This is a genomic window from Pseudomonas sp. GM30, from assembly GCF_000282275.2.
In the GTDB taxonomy this organism is placed as follows: Bacteria; Pseudomonadota; Gammaproteobacteria; order Pseudomonadales; family Pseudomonadaceae; genus Aquipseudomonas.
Genome location: NZ_AKJP02000029.1, coordinates 202,862 through 221,891, shown reverse-complemented (window position 1 = coordinate 221,891; position 19,030 = coordinate 202,862). Strand labels below are relative to the sequence as shown.

Here is a 19,030-nt window from a genome sequence, read left to right as displayed (position 1 = left end):
GCTCAGTCGCACCAGACGCTGCGGAGCCGTGCCAGAGCGCCCTGGATATCGACCTCCGGCACGGCGGCAAACCCCAGCACCAGACCGGCGCGCTGATCCGCCGGGGTTTGGGAGTCGGGTAGCCAATAGCTGCTCAGGCCATTGACCTCGACCCCGACACTTTCCGCCTTGGCGATCAGCTCGCGTTCGCGGGCAACGCTGTCCACTGCGACCGTCAGGTGCAACCCGGCGGCCACGGCGGGCAGGCCTGCGACGCCCTCGACGTTGTCCGGCCAATGCGCCAGCAGGCAGTTACGGCGACTCAGGGCGGCGCGCCGCATGCGCCGGATATGCCGTTGAAAATGTCCGGCCGCCATGAATTCGGCCATCACTGCCTGGGTGCTGACTTCCGAATGCCGCACGTCCACCGCACGGCGCCGCGCGAAGGCTTGCACCAGCCCCTGCGGCAACACCAGATAGCCCAGACGCAACGCCGGAAAGGCGACCTTGCCGAACGTTCCGACGTAGAGCACCCGGCCCTGACGATCCAGTGCTGCCAACGGTGCCAGCGGTGCGCCGCTGTAACGGTACTCGCCGTCGTAATCGTCCTCGATGATCCAGCCCTGGCTGCGCTCGGCCCAGGCCAGCAGCTCAAGCCGACGGGCGAGGCTCATGACCACGCCGGTCGGGTACTGGTGGGAAGGTGTGACATAGGCCAGGCGGCAGTCGGCAATTTGCCCCAGCGCTGTGCAATCAATGCCGTCCTGATCCACAGGTACCCCGTGCAACCGGCCGCCGGCCACCGCAAAAGCATGGCCAGCCGCGCGGTAGCCCGGATTCTCGATGCCCACCGCAGCGCCCGGCTCCACCAGCAGCTGTGCACAAAGGCTGATGCCCTGCTGTGCACCACTGGTGATCACAATTTGCTCAGCAGTGCATTGCATGCCGCGTGAGCTGCGCAAATACGCAGCGATCAATCCACGCAGGCGCTGATCCCCGGCCGGATCGCCGTAACACAATTGCTGCAGATCGGGTTTGCGCCAGAAAGCCGCGTTGAGCTTGGCCCAGACCTCGAACGGGAACAGATCGAAGGCCGGCACACCGACCCGAAATGCCTTCGGCGGGCCACTCGGCGGTAACGATAAATGGTTGTTTTCCAGGCGCTGCACAGCACCGCTGTGGATAACTTTACTGGATGGAATCACAGGTAAATCCAGCCAATTTGTGGATAAGGCTGTGGGTAAGCCTGTTGAAAACCCTGTGGATACTTTTGTGGATAGTTTTTTCGTGGGCAATGCACTTTGCGGCAATTGGGCGACATAGGTGCCGTCCCCGACCCGGCCTTCGATGAAGCCTTCGGCGTACAACTGATCGTAGGCGCGCACCACGCTGTTGCGGGAAATCGCCAACGCCGCCGCCAGATCACGGCTGGCCGGCAGCCGCGTGCCACTGGCCAGACGCCCGTCCAGCACGCGCAGACGCAGCGCCTGGTAGAGCTGGCGGCTCAAACCCTGACGGCGGTCGAGTTCGATACCGGCCGGATTGAACGGCATGGACAGCGTGGGCGATTCGGGCATGGCAATGGACCTATGAAATTGCTCATCAATGGCTCTTACAACAGACCAATAGCCTGCCTAGGATGCAGGCATTCGCCAAGGAAAATCTCTCCATGTACACGCCCCGCGCCTTTGCCATCGACGAACTGTCGCAACTGCACGAACTGATCCTCGCCACCCGCCTCGCCATTCTAGTGAGCCACGGCGAAAACGGCCTGCAGGCCAGCCATGTACCGGTGCTGCTGCACCGCGAACAAGGCCCGAACGGCACGCTGTACGGGCACCTGGCCAAAGCCAATCCGCAGTGGAAAGACCTGCGCGACGGCGCTGAAGCGATGCTGATTTTTGCCGGCCCCGACGCCTACGTCAGCCCGGGCTTTTACCCAAGCAAGGCCGAGCACGGCAAAGTCGTGCCGACCTGGAACTACGTCGCCGTGCACGCCTACGGTCACGCCGAAACCTTCAGCGACGGCGGGCGCCTGCTCGACATCGTCAGCACGCTGACTGATCGCCATGAAGCCGGTCGCGCGCAGCCGTGGAAAGTCGACGATGCGCCGGCCGACTATATCGACGGCATGCTCAAGGCCATCGTCGGTTTCGCCATTCCCATCGACCGCCTCGAAGGCAAGCGCAAGCTCAGCCAGAACCGCAGCGCCGAAGACATTGCCGGCGTGCGCGAAGGCCTGACTGCCAGCCCCGAGATCAACGACCAGACCCTCGCCCACTTGATGCGTTAAGGAAAATCAGCATGACCCAGATCCAGATCCGCCCGGTGACTGCCGGCGATCACGCCACCTGGCTGCCGCTGTGGCAGGCCTACCTGCGCTTCTACAACACCGAGTTGCCGGACGCCGTCACGCACAGTACCTGGCAGCGTTTCCTCGACCCGAGCGAACCGACCCACGCCGCCCTCGCCTGGGCCGACGGCAAAGCGCTGGGCATGGTGCATTTCATCTATCACCGTTCGAACTGGAGCATTGAAAACTCCTGCTACCTGCAGGATCTGCTGGTGGTGCCTGAGAGCCGTGGCACCGGCGTCGGTCGCTTGCTGATCGAACACGTCTACGCCACCGCCAAGGCCGACGGTTGCTGCAAGGTGCATTGGCTGACCCACGAGACCAATGCCACCGCGATCCAGCTCTACCAGCGCATCGCCGAGCGCCCGGGGTTCATCCAGTTTCGCAAAGCCATTTAAGGAGCCGCGTACATGACCACTTCACTTGCCGACTGGAAAGGCGTTCCCGCCCCCACTGCGACCTTGCTCGAAGGCCGCTTCATCCGTCTGGAACGCCTCGACCCGGCGCGCCACGGCGATGATCTGTTCAACGCCCTCGAAGGCCCCGGCGCCGACCCGAAACTCTGGGATTACTTGCCCTATGGGCCGTTCCCGCAGCGCAGCGTTTTCAATGACTGGCTGAACAATCATGCGGCCAGCAGCGATCCATATTTCTTCAGCGTGATCGACCGCGCCACAGGCCAGGTGCAAGGCATCCTCAGCCTGATGTCGATCGTCCCGGCGCAAGGCCGCATCGAGATCGGCCACGTCACCTTCGGCGCGCCGATGCAGCGTTCACCGAAAAGCACCGAAGCCGTTTACCTGCTGGCCAAATACGCCTTCGAACAGGGCTATCGTCGCCTGGAGTGGAAATGCAACAACGGCAACGCCCGCTCCAAATACGCCGCCGAACGCCTGGGCTTCAGCTTCGAAGGCGTGTTTCGCCAGCACATGGTGGTCAAGGGCCAGAACCGCGATACCGCGTGGTATTCGATTGTGGATTCGGAGTGGCCAGCGATTGCGGCAGGGTTCGAGCAGTGGTTGAGCGATGCCAACCAGACGCCGACCGGGCAGGTGAAAGGTTTGGTCGAGTGCCGTTCCTGAGTCTGTAAATGCAAAAGATCGCAGCCTTCGGCAGCTCCTGCGGGGTGAACATCAATCCCATGTAGGAGCTGTCGCAGGCTGCGATCTTTTGATCTTCAACCAATATCACGGCGGATTTTTACAACACCCATCTTCATCCCGAACGGACCAAATACCGCGTTCAGCGACTTCAGCGTCTGGTTACCTTCACCATGCTCGATATGCACCAGCGTGCGGACCGAGATTTTGCACATCTTCGCGAACTGGGCTTGATGCAGCCCGGTGACTTCCACCCGCAAACGGCGAACGGCTTCGCCGATCTCAAGTGTCCCTTGAGTCAGCGCTTCCTGAATGCTTTCGATGAGCATTGTGCGCTCGGCAACCGTCATGCTCATTTCAGATCCCACTCTTTCAAACGCTGCTCCAGATTTTTCAGATGAACGCCCGGATGGTTCATGGTTCTGTCAGGCAAACCGCTGGCAGTCAGAATGTCCGGCAGCGCTGCCAGGTGTCGTGCGTCTTCGCGCAGCCGTTCGAAAAGGACGGGCGCATGAGATAGCGCCGCCATTGGCTCGTCCGGTTCGACGATATCCGCCAATGCGCGGCAAACTCCCAGCCAGTCGACGTCTCCCGCCCTTTCCAGATCTTTTGGCCATTTGGTCGTACGGGTCACACCTTCGTCGTCCATGACCATGGGGGCCAGGTCGTAAATCGGTGCGAGGCGAAATGTATTTGCCTGACGGATAATTGCGGTGTTTCGACCATGGTTATCCGAGTTACCGAGGATCTTGTTGATCAAGTCCCTACGCAAGTAATCAGCTACGAGATCAGGTACCTGACTTGCCTGCCCCGCTTTACGCCAGAGCCCGGCCAGCATGCGGATAACCTCCATATGATTCATCGCGCTTCCCGGGATCGTCACTTGTGCCAGGGAATAGATCGACTCGACGGCAAGACGCGACACGCATCCTTCATCCACTCTGCGATCGAAGCGCTGCATCCACAAACTTGGCTTGTTCGACTCTTCCAGCGCCAGGCCCTCGACCGCAATCGTTTCGATACCCAGTTTCTGAAGCGCCCTGTAGTAATGAAATTCGCTTCGCAGGATGTCCTGATCAGTCAGACCTCCCCGGTTTCTGGAAAACTTCACAAACCAGTGCTGTCGGACTTCTTCGTCGCCCAATACTGCATCGGGGTACAGAAGACCGGCCTTGTTCTCGGCCAACAACAGCTTCGGTGCTTCGCCACCAGCGCCCGTAGCACCGCCAATCGCCGCACCCAGTTCGTAGGCGTATTCAAGAAAACGATTGTCGTGATGAATGACATCCTCACGCTTGAATCCGATGGGCTTACGCTCATCTACGGCCTCGGCCGACTCTTTGATTCGCATGTTGCCGATAGGAGCGGGAGTGCTACGGCCAAGCAGATATAGATCGGCATTGATATCGGCCGGCTTTTCTTGCCCCAGTCGCGCAAGCAAAAACCTCTTGGCCGCGCCTGCAGGAGCGATGTCGTGCACAAAGGCTGGCGTGCCGGAGCGCCGACCTTCCCAGTCCAGAGGGTACAGCGCACTGACTGCCTTCGAAAACGGCGACCCTATGGCGTCAATATTTTCGACAAGGTATGCCGCTTCGTAACCAAAACTGCAGCGACTTTCAAAACCCTTTTCGGGATCATCGAAGCTCAGCACCATGGCGTCGTGCCATTCACTGGCCGTATATATTTGCAATGTCAGCTGGTACATGCCTTTCACCTGCATTTAAATGCATTTCTACATGGCTAGCTTTGATAGTAGATGCAATATAGTGCATTCCATCAGTCGGCAGAGAAATTAAATCTGCAACAAAATGCAGATTCAACCGCTTCCCATGCAGCCTATCCGCAAAATAATGCAGACAGGGCTCAATACATCATTCTGTAAAAACCCTTCGCTATACAGGACGGCCCGCTTATAACAAAAGGCCGTTCACTCATGACCTTCCCGCCGCAGCGCTTGTCCATTGCCGCCGTTTTGCTGATCACCGCTGGCACCGCCCACGGCAAAAACGTGCAGATCGACAGCGCCACTACCGCTTCGCAAACCCTTGGCGGCAGCGACACACTGACGATTTCGGCACCGGGCAGCATCACCAGCAGCGGCAAGGCAGTGAGCCTGAAGGATCAGACCAGCGGCGTCGGTGTGGTCATCGATAACGCGGGGAAAATCGTTTCGACCGGGGGACGGGCCATCGACAGCAGTGGTGACGAAACCAAGGCGCGCAATTACACGATCTACAACCGCAGCGGCGGGCAGATTCTCGGTGCCAACGACGCGCTGCGTATCGACAGCAATTTCGTCAGCGGCAGCCTGTTGATCGACAACAGTGGCGTGATTCGCTCCACCACCGGCCAAGGCCTTGACCTCGATGCCCTGCGCAGCGACGGGGTCAGGACCAGCATCATCAACCGTGCGGGCGGGCTGATTCGCGGCGATGCCAGCGACGGCATGAAGACCGGCGCCAACGCGACCATCACCAACTACGGCGAAATATCCACCGGTGACTCGCACAACGCCGACGAGAAATTCGACGGTATCGACATCGACTCGGCCAGCGGTGTCAGCGTGACCAACTACGGAGTGATTTCCGGCGGCCGCCATGGCATCACCACCGACCTGGGAGCGACGCTGGTCAACTATGGGCAAATCACCGGGCGCAACGGTTCCGGATTCGGCTCCGACGGCGACGGCACGGTGATCAACCACGGCACCATTACCGGCGCCTACTCTGGGCTGCAAGCGAACGGTGATGGCGACGGCGTGGACATCGACAAGATCGCTCACATCGAAAACTACGGCACCATCCAAGGCGTTGGCGCCGGGGGCGTGGACAAGGGCGGGTTCGCCAACGGCAGTGAGGGCATTGCCCTCGGCGGCGGCCATATTCTCAACGCCAATGGCGCACTGATCAGCGGCGCCAACAGCGCCATTCTGGTGGACGACGGCAGCGGCGGATCGGGGCTGGCGGCGACCACTCTGGAGAACTACGGCACCATTCAAGGCCTCGACGGCTTCGGCGTGACATTCGTCGGCGAGTTCGCCGACACCGTGATCAACGGCGGCACCATTAGTGGCAGCAACGGCCTGGCGCTCGACCTGGGCGGCGGCAATGACAGCCTGACCCTGCGCAATGGCAGCCGCTTCGTCGGCGTGGTCGATGGCGGCAGCGGCTACGACCGGTTGGTGATGGACGACGCGGCGGGCGGCAGCTTCGGCGCCAGCCGCGATTTCGAATGGCTGGAAGTCCGGCAAGGCGCGTGGACACTCACCGGCAACGGCGATTTCAGCGACGGCGGTGCGGTGCGCAATGGCGCCACCCTGATCAATCAGGGCGGCATCGCCGGCAACCTGACGGTAGACGCCGGCGGTGTGTACGCCGGTGGCGGCTCGGTGGGCAGCCTCAACGTCAACGGTACGCTGCGTACCGACACCGGCCTCGGTCGCGCAAGCATCGTGCATGATTTGAACATGGGCAGCGGATCGACCCTTGCCTACGGCGTCAACGCCGACGGCGGCAGCGCCCCGGTGCAGGTCGGCGGCATTGCCTTTCTCAACGGTGCGACCCTGGCAGTGAATCCCGGCAGCGGCACCTATCCCTGGCAGAGCCATTACACCGTGCTGCAAGCGGCCAGCGTCAACGGCACCTTCGGCAAGGTCACCAGCGATTACGCATTCCTCACGCCCACCCTGGCCTACACCCCGACGCAGGTCGATCTGACCTACACCCGCAATGACGTGGCCTTCAGCCAATTCGCGGCAACCGGCAACGGCAGCAACGCGGCCAGCAGCCTCGCTTCAATGGGCAACAACAACGCGCTGTACAACGCCTTGCTCAACACCACCCAAAGCACCGCTGGCGCGGCGATCGAGCAACTGGCCGGCGCCAGCAATGCCAACCTGACCAGCGCTACCCTCGGCGCCAGCAGTCAAGTGGGCAACAGCATGCTTGCGGCGATGCAGCAGATGGGCGGCAGCCCGGGATTGATGGTCGGCCTCGATCAGCGCGACACACCGGTGCTGGCGGCCAATGGCGTACCGACCGAGGCGCGCAATCTGAATGATCCGAATGCGCGCGGACGCCTGTGGCTGCAAGCCATCGGCGGCTACGGCAAGCTCGACGGCGAGCATGGCAACAGTGGCCTGGAGCAACGCACCAAGGGCAGCGTACTGGGTGCCGACTGGGCGCTGAACCCGCAATGGCGCCTCGGTGTGCTCGGCGGTTATTCGAAGACTGATCTGGACGCGACCGGTGTCGATGGCAACGTCGAGAGCTGGCACGCCGGCGTCTACGCACTGCGCCAGAGCGGCCCGCTTTCTCTGCGCCTTGGCGCGGCGTACAGCGGCCATCAGGGCGAAAGCAAACGCACCGTGGCGTTCAACGGTTTCAGTGATCGGCCCAAAGGCGATTACGACGCCGACAGCCAGCAAGCCTTCGCCGAACTCGGCTACGCCATGGGCAGCGGCCGTCTCAGCGCCGAGCCGTTCGCCAGCATCGGCTACCAGCGCTACCACCGCGACCGTTACCAGGAAAAGGGTGGCTCCGCCGCACTGGACGTCGACAGCCAGACCCAGGACAACTTCAGCAGCACCCTCGGCCTGCGCCTGGCGCACCTGAGCAGTCTGGACAACGGCATGAGCCTGACCCCGCGCCTGGCCGCAGGCTGGAAGCACACCTACGGCGATGTCAGCAGCTCGACGCGTCAGGCATTCGTGGTCGGCGGCACGGCATTCAATGTTGATGGCAGCGCGCTGGATCGCGACAGCCTGGTACTTGAAGCAGGGCTGGATGTGGGCATTTCGGCACGACACTCCCTGGGGCTGGGCTATAGCGGCGAGATCGGCAGCAACAGCCGCAACCATGGACTGATCGGGCAGTGGCAGATGAGTTTCTGACCCTTGAACAGCCGGCGGCGTCTGGATCTGGTGTAGGAAAAGGCCCCGCGGGGTTCGAGTAAAAACATCGATCGCAGGTCTTGCGATCCTTTTCTACGGTGAAGCTCCGATGTCGCCTGCAAGGCTGCGAGAAGCAGCCGACATCGGATTTTTTGCAGCAAAAATAGAGTGGGGTCTCCTATCCAGAGAGGCCCGACTCATGCCCGGACACTACCAGCTTCGCCCCCTCCAACTCGCCGTGGCGATTGCACTGGCAATCGGATGGAGCAACGTTTCCATCGCCCAACAACCGGAGATTCCGGTCGTCGAAACTGCAGTAGAAGCCAAGCCCAAAAAGCCGCGTAAAACAAAGCCAAAGCCGCCCGTCGAGTCGGGCGGCCTCTCCACGATTGAAGAAGTTATCAGTCCAAGTCCAGCCCAAACTGCGATCGAACCATTGCCGGGCAGCTCTTCCAGCAATGGAGAACATCGCACACCCGATCAAGGAATGCCGGTTGAGCCTTTGCATGACAGGCCTCTGGAGCATCTGGCAAACAGCACGAATGCTCAGAAACTTGCAAAAAGCCTTGAAGGAAACTCCGTTCCACCACAGCAACCGCAGCAACCGCAGCAACCGCAGCAACCGCAGCAACCGCAGCAACCGCAAGAGCCTGGGACATTGCCCCAACCAGTGCAGCCCGAAACGCCTGCCGCGCAGTCAAATATCGCCATCAGCGCCCTGCTTGACGCCAGCACACCAACGGCGAGCCTGGCACTCGAACAACTTGCCGCCGGCAGCAACGCCAACCTCGCCAAAGCCACACTGAGCAGCGCCGCTCCGGTCAGCACCAGCATGCTCTCGGCGATGCATCAGCTGGACAATCGCAAAGCTGATGGTTCCGGGCGAGTCTGGCTGCAAGCTCTGGGACATGGCGGCACGGTCGATCGTGATTACGACAGTGCCCTCAAACACTCCACCCAAGGTTTGGTCCTGGGGGCCGACTGGCAATTCGACGAACAGTGGCATGTCGGCCTGATAGGGGCGAAAGCGCAAACCCAGCTTGATGCCCAACAGTTTGACGGTGATCTCGACAGCTGGCATCTCGGCGCCTACGCGCTGCGGCAGGACGGACCGTTTGCCCTGCGCCTGGGGGCCTCGTACGGCAGTCATGACGGTAGCGGCAAACGTCGCGTTGCCTTCGAGGGTTTCAGCGACAGGCTCAAAAGCCGCTATGACGCCAGCACCCAGCAGATGTTTGCCGAAGTCGGCTACAACCTCGGTCGTGGCAACGTCAGCTTCGAACCGTTCGCCAGCGTCGGTTATCAACGCTACCAGCGTGACGGTTTCACCGAGAAGGGTGGCGATGCGGCGCTCAAGGTTCAGGGGCAGACCCGGGCGAATCCGAGCAGCACGGTTGGCCTGCGCCTGGCGAAAACCAGTCACCTGACCAACGGCATGCAGTTGACGCCGCGCCTGAGCGCGAGCATGAAACACACCTACGGCGAGCTCGATAACGCAACGCGCCAGCAACTGGTCAAGGGTGGCAAAAGCTTCGAGGTGATCGGTGCCGGAATGGATCGCAACCTCTTTACCCTGGATGCAGGTCTGGACCTGACGCTGTCCACTCGCAACACCTTGGGCGTCAGCATCAGCGGCGACGCCGGCTCTGATAGCCGCAGCTACGGCGTGACTGGCCAGTGGCGAATGGCGTTCTGACACAACGCTACGTGTAGTAGCTGCCGCAGGTTCGGGCCGCGATCGGACGATCTTTTGATCTTAAAAAGCAAAGTCAAAAGATCGTCCGATCGCGGCCCTAACCTGCGGCAGCTCCTACCAAGAGCAGCGTATTGCAGGCGAAAAAAAAGGGGAGCACATGCCCCCCCGAGGTTTAAAGCGTTGGATCGCGGCAGTTATCTCAGCCTTCGATCTCGATCAGGATTTCACCCGGATTCACCCGGTCGCCCTTGGCCACATGAATGGCGGTGACCTTGCCGGCAATCGCTGCCTGGACTTCGGTCTCCATCTTCATCGCTTCGGTGATCAGCACGGCCTGGCCAGCCTTGACGGTGTCGCCTTCCTTGACCAGCACATCGACGATGTTGCCCGGCATGGTGGTGCTGACGTGGCCTGGTGCCGACGCTTGTTTGCGTTTGCTGCTGCCTCCACCGACGAATTCGTTGAGCGGTTCGAACACCACTTCTTCCGGCATGCCGTCGATGGACAGGTAGAAGTGACGCTTGCCTTCGGCCTTCACGCCGACACCGGTGATGTCGACGCGGTAGGTTTCGCCGTGGACGTCGATGACGAACTCGGTCGGCACGCCTTCGCCACCGGCCTTCGCCACACCACCGGCCTCAGGGATCGGCAACAGCACTTCCGGAACGAGGGTGCCGGCGGCACGCTCTTCAAGGAACTTGCGGCCGATGTCCGGGAACATGGCGAAAGTCAGCACGTCCTCTTCGGACTTGGCCAGCGCACCGATGTCGGCACGCAGCTTGGTCATCTCCGGCTTGAGCAGATCGGCCGGACGTACGTCGATCACCTCTTCGCTGCCGATGGCCTGACGACGCAGTTTTTCGTTAACCACGCCCGGCGCCTTGCCGTAACCGCCCTGCAGGTACAGCTTCACTTCGTTGGTGATGGTCTTGTAACGCTCGCCGGCCAGCACGTTGAAGAACGCCTGGGTGCCTACGATCTGCGAAGTCGGAGTCACCAGCGGCGGGAAACCGAGGTCTTCACGCACCCGCGGGATTTCCGCCAGCACTTCGGCCATGCGGTTCAGTGCGCCCTGCTCTTTCAACTGGTTGGCAAGGTTGGAGATCATCCCGCCCGGTACCTGGTTGACTTGCACGCGGGTATCGACGGCGGTGAACTCGCTTTCGAACTGGTGGTACTTCTTGCGCACGGCGTAGAAGTACAGGCCGATTTCCTGCAGCAGTTCCAGATTCAGACCGGTGTCGTACTCGGTGCCCTTGAGCGCAGCGACCATCGACTCGGTGCCCGGATGGCTGGTGCCCGAGGCGAAGCTGGAGATGGCGGTGTCGATGTGGTCGGCGCCGTTTTCAATGGCCTTGAGCTGGCACATGGCAGCGAGGCCAGCGGTGTCGTGAGAGTGGATGAACACCGGCAGCGACTGCTCGGCTTTCAGTGCGCGAACCAGTTCGCCGGTTGCGTATGGGGTCAGCAGACCAGCCATGTCCTTGATCGCCACCGAGTCGCAACCCATGGCTTCCATCTGCTTGGCTTGCGCCACAAACGCGTCGATGGTGTGCACCGGGCTGGTGGTGTAAGCAATGGTGCCTTGCGCATGTTTGCCGGCAGCCTTCACTGCTTCGATGGCCACGCGCAGGTTACGCACGTCGTTCATTGCGTCGAAGATGCGGAACACGTCGATGCCGTTGACCGCTGCCTTGGCAACGAAAGCTTTGACCACGTCGTCGCTGTAGTGGCGATAGCCGAGCAGGTTCTGCCCACGCAGGAGCATCTGCAGACGGGTGTTGGGCAGCGCGGCGCGCAGTTGGCGCAGGCGCTCCCACGGGTCTTCTTTCAGAAAGCGTACGCAGGCGTCGAACGTCGCGCCGCCCCAGCACTCCAGCGACCAGTAGCCGACCTTGTCGAGCTTGTCGCAGATCGGCAGCATGTCTTCGGTGCGCATGCGGGTGGCGAGCAGCGATTGGTGAGCGTCGCGCAGGATGGTATCGGTGACAAAGATCTTCTTGGACATTGTTGTATTCCTCACAGGCCTGCGTGGGCGGCAATGGCGGCGGCGATGGCCAGGGCCAGCTCTTCGGGTTTGCGCTTGATCGAGTAGTTGGTCAGTTCAGGGTGGCTTTCAACGAAGCTGGTGTTGAACTGGCCGCTACGGAATTCCGGGTTGCGCAGGATTTCCTGGTAGTACGCGGCGGTGGTTTTCACGCCTTGCAGACGCATGTCGTCCAGCGCCCGCAGGCCACGGTCCATCGCCTCTTCCCAGGTCAACGCCCAGACCACCAGTTTCAGGCACATCGAGTCGTAGAACGGCGGAATGGTGTAGCCGGTGTAGATCGCCGTGTCGGTGCGCACGCCCGGGCCGCCGGGGGCGTAGTAGCGGGTGATCTTGCCGAAGCTCGGCAGGAAGTTGTTTTTCGGGTCTTCGGCGTTGATGCGGAACTGCAACGCGAAACCACGGTGCTGGATGTCTTCCTGCTTCACCGACAGCGGCAGGCCGGAGGCGATGCGGATCTGCTCGCGGACGATATCGATCCCGGTGATTTCTTCGGTGATGGTGTGCTCCACCTGCACCCGGGTGTTCATCTCCATGAAGTACACCTCGCCCTCGGCGAGCAGGAACTCCACGGTACCGGCGTTCTCGTAACCCACAGCCTTGGCCGCACGCACCGACAGGTCGCCGATGTAGGCGCGCTGTTCCGGGGTCAGTTGCGGGCTCGGGGCGATTTCGATCAGCTTCTGGTTGCGGCGCTGGATCGAGCAGTCGCGTTCGAACAAGTGCACGACGTTGCCGAAGCTGTCACCAAGGATCTGCGCTTCGATGTGCTTGGGATTGACGATGCATTTTTCCAGGAACACTTCCGCCGAACCGAAGGCCTTGGTCGCTTCGGAGATCACCCGGGGGAAATTCTGTTCGAGTTCTTCACGACTGTTGCAGCGACGGATACCGCGACCGCCGCCACCGGAGGTGGCCTTGAGCATCACCGGATAACCGATACGGTCGCCCTCGCTCAGCGCTTCCTCGATACCCGACACGTTGCCTTCCGTGCCCGGGGTGACCGGTACACCGGCCTTGATCATGCTGCGCCGGGCTTCGGTCTTGTCGCCCATGCGGCGAATGACTTCTGCCGACGGGCCGATGAATTTGATTCCGCGTTCGGCGCAGATGTCTGCCAGCTCAGCGTTTTCCGAGAGGAAGCCGTAACCGGGGTGCAGTGCATCGCAACCGGTTTCCACCGCCAGGTTCACCAGCTTGCGCGGGTTGAGGTAACCGGCCAGTGGCTCGGCACCGATGCTATGGGCTTCGTCCGCACGCTTCACATGCAAGGCATGGCGGTCGGCGTCGGAAAAAATCGCAACCGAGCGAATGCCCATCTCGGCGCAAGCTCGCACGATTCGTACGGCAATCTCACCACGGTTGGCGATCAGGATCTTTTTTATCACTTGGAAATTCCCTTGAGCCGGTGGCACCACGACCTGCTAGACCCAGGTCGACGCGTGACCAAATGTTTCAATCTGGTCGCGCCCCCACACTAGCCCTCGCAAGGGATTAACAAAAATGAATAAAAATTGGGTCAGGCATAAGCAAAGACTTATAGTTAAACCATCAGCCTGCCGTCAGAGCCTATAAGAAATGCGTAAGTCCTTGATGCGTATGACATTACGCCAGTTGCAGATTTTCAACGAAGTGTGTGATCTGCGCTCCTACAGCCGCGCAGCCGACGAAATGTCTCTGACACAACCGGCCGTCAGCCTACAGATTCGTCAGCTGGAAGAGCTGATCGGCCAGCCATTATTCGATTACGTCGGCAAAAAACTCTACATGACCGAGGCTGCCGAAGCCCTTCAGCGCGCCAGCCGGGACATCTTCGGGCGCCTGGAAAACCTCGACATGCAGCTGTCGGACATGCAGGGCTCGCTGCAAGGCCAGTTGAAACTGGCAGTGGAATCCAGCGCCAAATACTTCGTGCCGCACCTGTTTGCCGCCTTCAAGCGCCAGCACCCGGAAGTGAACTTGCAACTGACGGTGGTCAACCGCGGGCAGGTGATTCGCAGGCTTTCGGACAACCGCGACGATCTGGTGATCATGTCGATGGTGCCGCAGGACATGGGCCTGGAGTTTCTGCCGTTTCTGAACAATCCGATTGTTGCCGTAGCGCGCCCGGACAATCCGTTAGCGCATATGGGACCGCTGCGTTTGCAGGATCTTGAACCTTACACGCTGCTGATCCGCGAACCGGGTTCGGGCACACGCCTGGCGTGCGAAGAATACTTCAAGGAAAAACGCGTGCACTTCACCCAGACCCAGGAAGTGGCCTCGGCCGAAGCCCAGCGTGAATGCGTGGCGGCGGGTCTGGGCCTGGCGCTGTTGACGCGCCACGCTCTGAACCTGGAGCTGGCGACCGGCGGCCTGGTCGAGCTGCCGGTCGAAGAGTTGCCGCTGTTTCGCAGCTGGTGCCTGGTGCAGGCCAAGGCCAAACGCCTGTCACCGGTGGCGCACGCCTTCCTGGCGTTTATCCGCAGCGAGCGGGTGCAGATCAGCGCGCTGGTTGAGCGCTTCGACGGGAAGCTGCCGGTGCGGCCTGCCAGTAGTTGAGTTCGATGTCCTCGGGAAAATCGCTGATTTCGCTTTGAAGCTGACGAAGTTCGAAGCGATCTTCGATGGCGCGACGGAATTCCATGCGGCGCTGGTCTTCCTGTTGACGACGGGTTTTCGCGGCGCTGTTGCGTTCTTCGTAGGGCTGAGCCATTTCGAGTCTCCCAAGGCGAGTACGGGAGTTTCACGATAGGCGTGAGGGATGACGGTTTGGCTGCGCGGGGATGACAGTGCGATGAAACTTTGCCGATTGCGTTTCATTGTGGCGAGGGAGCTTGCTCCCGCTGGACTGCGAAGCAGGCCCGGCCTTTCAGGGCCGCTGCGCGCCCCATCGGGAGCAAGCTCCCTCGCCACAAAAGCAGGCTTCAGTCATCCAGGGCTTTCACGGCCTTGGGAGACAGCCGCAAGCTGCGCAGGCTGCGCTTCACGCTCTTCAGGTGATTGACCAGACTCGGCCCACGCGCCATGGCCACGCCCATTGCCAGCACGTCGATCACCACCAGGTGCGCAATGCGCGAGGTCAGTGGTGTATAGATTTCGGTGTCTTCGTGCACATCGATCGCCAGATTGACGGTCGACAGCTCAGCCAGCGGTGTTTGGCTCGGGCACAAGGTGATCAGCGAAGCGCCGCTCTCGCGAACGAGGTTGGCGGTGATCAGCAGGTCCTTGGAGCGCCCGGACTGGGAAATGCAGATCGCTACATCGGTGGGCTTCAAGGTCACCGCCGACATCGCCTGCATGTGCGGGTCGGAGTACGCCGCCGCCGTCAGCAGCAAACGGAAGAACTTGTGCTGCGCATCCGCCGCCACCGCGCCTGATGCACCAAAGCCGTAGAACTCGACGCGCTGCGCCTGGGACATCAGCGTCACCGCGCGCTGCAATTCCACCGGATCGAGCTTCTCGCGAACCTCCATCAGGGTGTGCAATGTGGTGTCGAAAATCTTCAGGCTGTAGTCGGCGACCGAGTCGTCTTCGTGGATCGCGAACTGGCCGAAGCTGGCACCGGCGGCCAGGCTTTGCGCCAGTTTGAGTTTGAGATCCTGAAAGCCGGAACAGCCAATGGCCCGGCAGAAACGCACGATGGTCGGCTCGCTGATACCGACACTGTGGGCCAGATCGGCCATGGAACTGTGCATCACCGCCGCAGGGTCAAGCAGCACGTGGTCGGCGACCTTGAGCTCCGACTTGCGTAACAGGTGACGTGACTGGGCAATGTGTTGCAGCAGATTCAAGGGGCTGGACTCTTCTTATGGGCAAGGATGTAGCACGCTTGTAGTTATACTACATGAATTGGCTTTTTGCCTGCTCAATGCGTAACTCCATGTCCCCGTATCAGGCGCGATGGGGTGCATGTAGCCCTAAAGCGGATTTCCCTGTTCACGCAACAGCCCGGCCAGACGCTCGGCTTCCACCGGACGACTGATCAGATACCCCTGCACTTCGTCGCAATACTCGGCCCGCAAAAATTCCAGCTGTTCCTGCCGCTCTACACCTTCTGCCACCACCTTCAACGACAGCCCGTGAGCCATGGCGATGATCGCCCGAGTGATCGCCGCATCCTCACTGCCCTGCCCCAATCCGCGAATGAACGCCTGATCGATCTTCACGTAATCCACCGGAATCCGTTTGAGGTAACTCAGCGACGAATAGCCGGTGCCGAAATCGTCGATCGCCAGCTTCACCCCCAGATCGCGCAGTTGCTGGAAGGTGGCGATGATATGTTCGACGCTGTCGAGCAGCTGGCTCTCGGTGAGCTCCAGTTCGAGGTAGTGCGGTGCCAGCCCGGTTTCCTCCAGCACCTGGCGCACCAGACTGACCAGTTTGCCCTGCCGCAGTTGATGCACCGACAGGTTCACCGAAACCCGAATCGGCTCCAGCCCTTGCCGCTGCCACTCGCACGCCTGCCAGCAGGCCTGGCGCAGCACGAATTCGCCGATCGGCCCGATCAGCCCGGTTTCCTCGGCCAGACCGATAAAGTCCCCCGGTGGCACCCGGCCCATGGTCGGATGATCCCAGCGCACCAGCGCTTCCGCCGCATTCAGGCGCCCGGTTTGCAGGCACAGCTTCGGCTGGTAGAACACCTTGAGCTGCTTGTCTTCGATGGCTTTGCGCAGCTGGTTTTCAAGTTGCAGGCGCTCAAGGGTGCTGGCCTGCAGGCTGTCGGTGTAGAACTGGAAATTGTTGCCGCCCAGATGCTTGGCGTGCTGCATCGCCATGTTCGATTGACTGACCAGCGCAGAGATTTCCCGGGCGTTGTCCGGCAGCATGCTGATGCCCATCGAGGCACTGACCACCAATTCATGCCCTTCGACCGTCAGCGGCAGACGCAGCTTGCTCGACAGCCGCGTGGCGACCCGCGCCAGGCTCGACAGGTTGCCGTAGGCATCGAACAGCACCGCAAACTCATCACCAGACAGTCGAGCAATGGTGTCGGCCTCCGGCAAGGCGTTGACCAGACGTCGGGCCATTTTCTGCAGCAACTGGTCGGCGACTTCATGGCCGAGGCTGTCGTTGAGCAGCTTGAAACGATCCAGATTGATGTGCAGCAGCGCCAGACTGCGGCGCCCGCCCTGACGCACGCGCTGATGCGCTTCGTGCAGGCGTTCGCGGAACAGCGAGCGATTGGCCAGCCCGGTCAGCTCATCGTAGTGCGTCAGGAAGCGCATGCGTTCTTCGGATTCGCGCCGCGCAGAAAGATCGGCGAAGAAGCCGACGATATGACTGACGTTTCCCCGACTGTCGCGCACCGCGTTGAGTTGCAGCCACTGCGGATACAGCTCGCCGTTCTTGCGGGTTTCCACCAGTTCGCCCTGCCAACTGCCGTGCTGCTCAAGCGCGTGGCGGATCGCAACGTAATGCCGGCGGGCATCTCGACTGCACGGCAGTTCGACGACGTTGCGACCGAGCATGTCTTCGATGTCATAACCGGTGACCCGGCTGAACGCCTGATTGACCGCAATCAAGGCGTAGTTCGGATCAAGAATGACGATGCCTTCGCTGGCCGCTTCGAACACCGTGGCCGCCAGTCGCTGCTGTTCTTCGAGGCTTTTGCTCACGCTGATGTCGCGCCGGGTACCGACCATGCGGATCACCTGCCCGCTATCGCTGCGCTCCACCGCGCGGCCGCGGTCTTCGATCCACACCCAATGACCGTCGCCGTGACGCACGCGGTACTCGATCTGATAGTCCTCGGTGCGGCCCTTCAGATGCTCGATCAGCGCTTGCTTGAGCGACGGCACATCCTCGGGGTGCAGGCGCGGCTTGAGGTCGCGCAGGATCGCCGTGACGTACTCTGGCGCGAGACCGAACAGTTCCTGAATCTGCGTGTGGTGAACTTCGTCGGTCTGCAGGTTCCAGTCCCACAACCCCAGTTCACTGGCCTTCAACGCCAAGGCCAGCCGGGCTTCGCTTTTGCTCAGCGCCTGATTGGCCACGTCCAGTTCGCGGCTGCGCTGGGCCACGCGATCTTCCAGCTCGACCTGCGCCTCACGCAATTGGCCCTCGGCACAGCGCCGCTGTTCGATCTCCTTGGCCAGCGCCTGATTGAGCTGCTCGCTGCGGTTCTGCGCTTGCTGCAGATGTTCGATCAGGTGCTGGTTCTGAAAGCGCCGCAGCAAGCTGCGATCAATCAGTCGGTTGACCTGCCAGGCCACCACGCTCAGCGAACCGAGCAGAATCAGCCCGAGCCAGCCCCAGCCCCGCGCCTGATCATCACCGCCCCAGAACAGGTAGCCGATCGCCGGCAGCAGGCACGGCAACGTGAACGACAGAAACGCCGGCAGGCTGACCGCGTAGGCGACGCTGGCCGACAAGGTCGCGGCACCGATCAGGCCGAACACCCAGGCTTGCTGCATGAAGTTGTCGGCGGGTACCAGCGCGATGCCGGCACCGGCCAGGGTCAGGCCGGTCATGGTCGAGCCGAGCAGGAACATGCGGAACCAGATCGGCTGAGCCTGGCGGTCCGGGATCGCCGAATCGAACGCCGCAACCTGTATCACCCGTAGCGCCACCAGCGACAACAACCAGACCAGCCAGATGCTGACCACGAAATAGCGCTGCGGGCTCCAGAGCAAAGCCGCGCAGACCAGGCCATTGAGCAACATGAACATCGTCGGCAGCAGCGAGCCCTGATACAGCAGGCGCGTGCGTTCAACCGCCATTTCGATGGCGTAATGCTTGCGGATGACCCGGGGTTCCACAGAGGGGCCCGACAGGTCTGAGCTGAGGGTCTTGTGCAATGTTGTTGTTCTTATAGGAGTGAGCATGGGCCCGAAACGTGGACGGAGCATACACAAGCCGATCCCGTTGCCAAACTGCTCCAGATCATAATTTGAACGAAACTTTCCGCCGTCCGATCACCGGCAAAACCCGCAGAGTGAGGCGGGCCGAAGCCTGTAGCCAGTGACCGACCGGTCGTCATCGG

General features: G+C 61.2%; 14 protein-coding genes. 6 read left to right on the top strand and 8 right to left on the bottom strand.

The window, feature by feature from the left end; translation table 11 throughout:
* Positions 1-2: 2 nt before the first annotated feature.
* Positions 3-1,556, bottom strand: a complete 1,554-nt coding sequence (pdxR, locus tag PMI25_RS22685) for a MocR-like pyridoxine biosynthesis transcription factor PdxR (RefSeq protein ID WP_007962260.1) — start codon at positions 1,554-1,556, stop codon at positions 3-5.
* A 92-nt stretch (positions 1,557-1,648) separates the two neighbouring features.
* Between pdxR and PMI25_RS22680 the strand changes: the two genes are divergently transcribed.
* From PMI25_RS22680 to PMI25_RS22670, 3 genes are read left to right on the top strand one after another with little or no spacing between them, the layout of a single operon-like run.
* Positions 1,649-2,272 (top strand): FMN-binding negative transcriptional regulator, encoded by a 624-nt coding sequence (locus PMI25_RS22680; protein ID WP_007962254.1) that lies wholly within the window; start codon positions 1,649-1,651, stop codon positions 2,270-2,272.
* A gap of 11 nt (positions 2,273-2,283) precedes the next feature.
* Positions 2,284-2,730 (top strand): GNAT family N-acetyltransferase, encoded by a 447-nt coding sequence (locus PMI25_RS22675; RefSeq protein ID WP_007962252.1) that lies wholly within the window; start codon positions 2,284-2,286, stop codon positions 2,728-2,730.
* Positions 2,731-2,742: 12 nt separating this feature from the next.
* Positions 2,743-3,414 carry a GNAT family N-acetyltransferase gene (locus PMI25_RS22670; protein WP_007962250.1) on the top strand — a complete coding sequence of 224 codons (672 nt, stop codon included), beginning with the start codon at positions 2,743-2,745 and terminating at the stop codon, positions 3,412-3,414.
* Between the two features lie 95 nt (positions 3,415-3,509).
* On the opposite strand, the gene PMI25_RS22665 is transcribed toward PMI25_RS22670, so the two are convergent.
* On the bottom strand, positions 3,510-3,788 hold the full coding sequence (locus PMI25_RS22665) for a helix-turn-helix domain-containing protein (RefSeq protein WP_007962249.1): 279 nt from the start codon (positions 3,786-3,788) through the stop codon (positions 3,510-3,512).
* Complete coding sequence (locus PMI25_RS22660) at positions 3,785-5,137, bottom strand: type II toxin-antitoxin system HipA family toxin (RefSeq protein WP_007962248.1); 1,353 nt, start codon at positions 5,135-5,137, stop codon at positions 3,785-3,787. The genes PMI25_RS22665 and PMI25_RS22660 overlap by 4 nt, the downstream gene beginning before the upstream one ends.
* A 228-nt stretch (positions 5,138-5,365) precedes the next feature.
* Between PMI25_RS22660 and PMI25_RS22655 the strand changes: the two genes are divergently transcribed.
* Both PMI25_RS22655 and PMI25_RS22650 read left to right on the top strand, forming a co-directional pair.
* Complete coding sequence (locus tag PMI25_RS22655) at positions 5,366-8,323, top strand: autotransporter outer membrane beta-barrel domain-containing protein (protein ID WP_007962247.1); 2,958 nt, start codon at positions 5,366-5,368, stop codon at positions 8,321-8,323.
* A 658-nt stretch (positions 8,324-8,981) separates the two neighbouring features.
* On the top strand, positions 8,982-10,019 hold the full coding sequence (locus PMI25_RS22650; protein ID WP_238547096.1) for an autotransporter outer membrane beta-barrel domain-containing protein: 1,038 nt from the start codon (positions 8,982-8,984) through the stop codon (positions 10,017-10,019).
* 199 nt (positions 10,020-10,218) lie between these two features.
* Here the strand turns inward: PMI25_RS22650 and oadA are convergent, their stop codons facing one another.
* Positions 10,219-12,027 (bottom strand): sodium-extruding oxaloacetate decarboxylase subunit alpha, encoded by a 1,809-nt coding sequence (gene oadA / locus PMI25_RS22645; protein WP_007962245.1) that lies wholly within the window; start codon positions 12,025-12,027, stop codon positions 10,219-10,221.
* Positions 12,028-12,038: 11 nt separating this feature from the next.
* A complete protein-coding gene (locus PMI25_RS22640) occupies positions 12,039-13,454 on the bottom strand; it encodes an acetyl-CoA carboxylase biotin carboxylase subunit (protein WP_007962243.1) in 1,416 nt (471 codons plus the stop codon).
* A gap of 190 nt (positions 13,455-13,644) precedes the next feature.
* Here PMI25_RS22640 and PMI25_RS22635 point away from each other — a divergent pair, with 190 nt between their 5' ends.
* Positions 13,645-14,607: a LysR family transcriptional regulator gene (locus PMI25_RS22635; RefSeq protein WP_007962242.1), complete on the top strand. Its 963-nt coding sequence runs from the start codon at positions 13,645-13,647 to the stop codon at positions 14,605-14,607.
* Here PMI25_RS22635 and PMI25_RS22630 read toward each other — a convergent pair.
* The 3 genes from PMI25_RS22630 to PMI25_RS22620 form a co-directional block, all read right to left on the bottom strand.
* On the bottom strand, positions 14,549-14,761 hold the full coding sequence (locus PMI25_RS22630) for a PA3496 family putative envelope integrity protein (protein ID WP_007962241.1): 213 nt from the start codon (positions 14,759-14,761) through the stop codon (positions 14,549-14,551). The genes PMI25_RS22635 and PMI25_RS22630 overlap by 59 nt on opposite strands.
* A gap of 211 nt (positions 14,762-14,972) precedes the next feature.
* Positions 14,973-15,839 (bottom strand): transcriptional regulator HexR, encoded by an 867-nt coding sequence (gene hexR / locus PMI25_RS22625; protein WP_007962240.1) that lies wholly within the window; start codon positions 15,837-15,839, stop codon positions 14,973-14,975.
* Positions 15,840-15,965: 126 nt separating this feature from the next.
* Positions 15,966-18,896, bottom strand: a complete 2,931-nt coding sequence (locus PMI25_RS22620) for a GGDEF domain-containing phosphodiesterase (protein WP_007962239.1) — start codon at positions 18,894-18,896, stop codon at positions 15,966-15,968.
* Positions 18,897-19,030 lie beyond the last annotated feature (134 nt).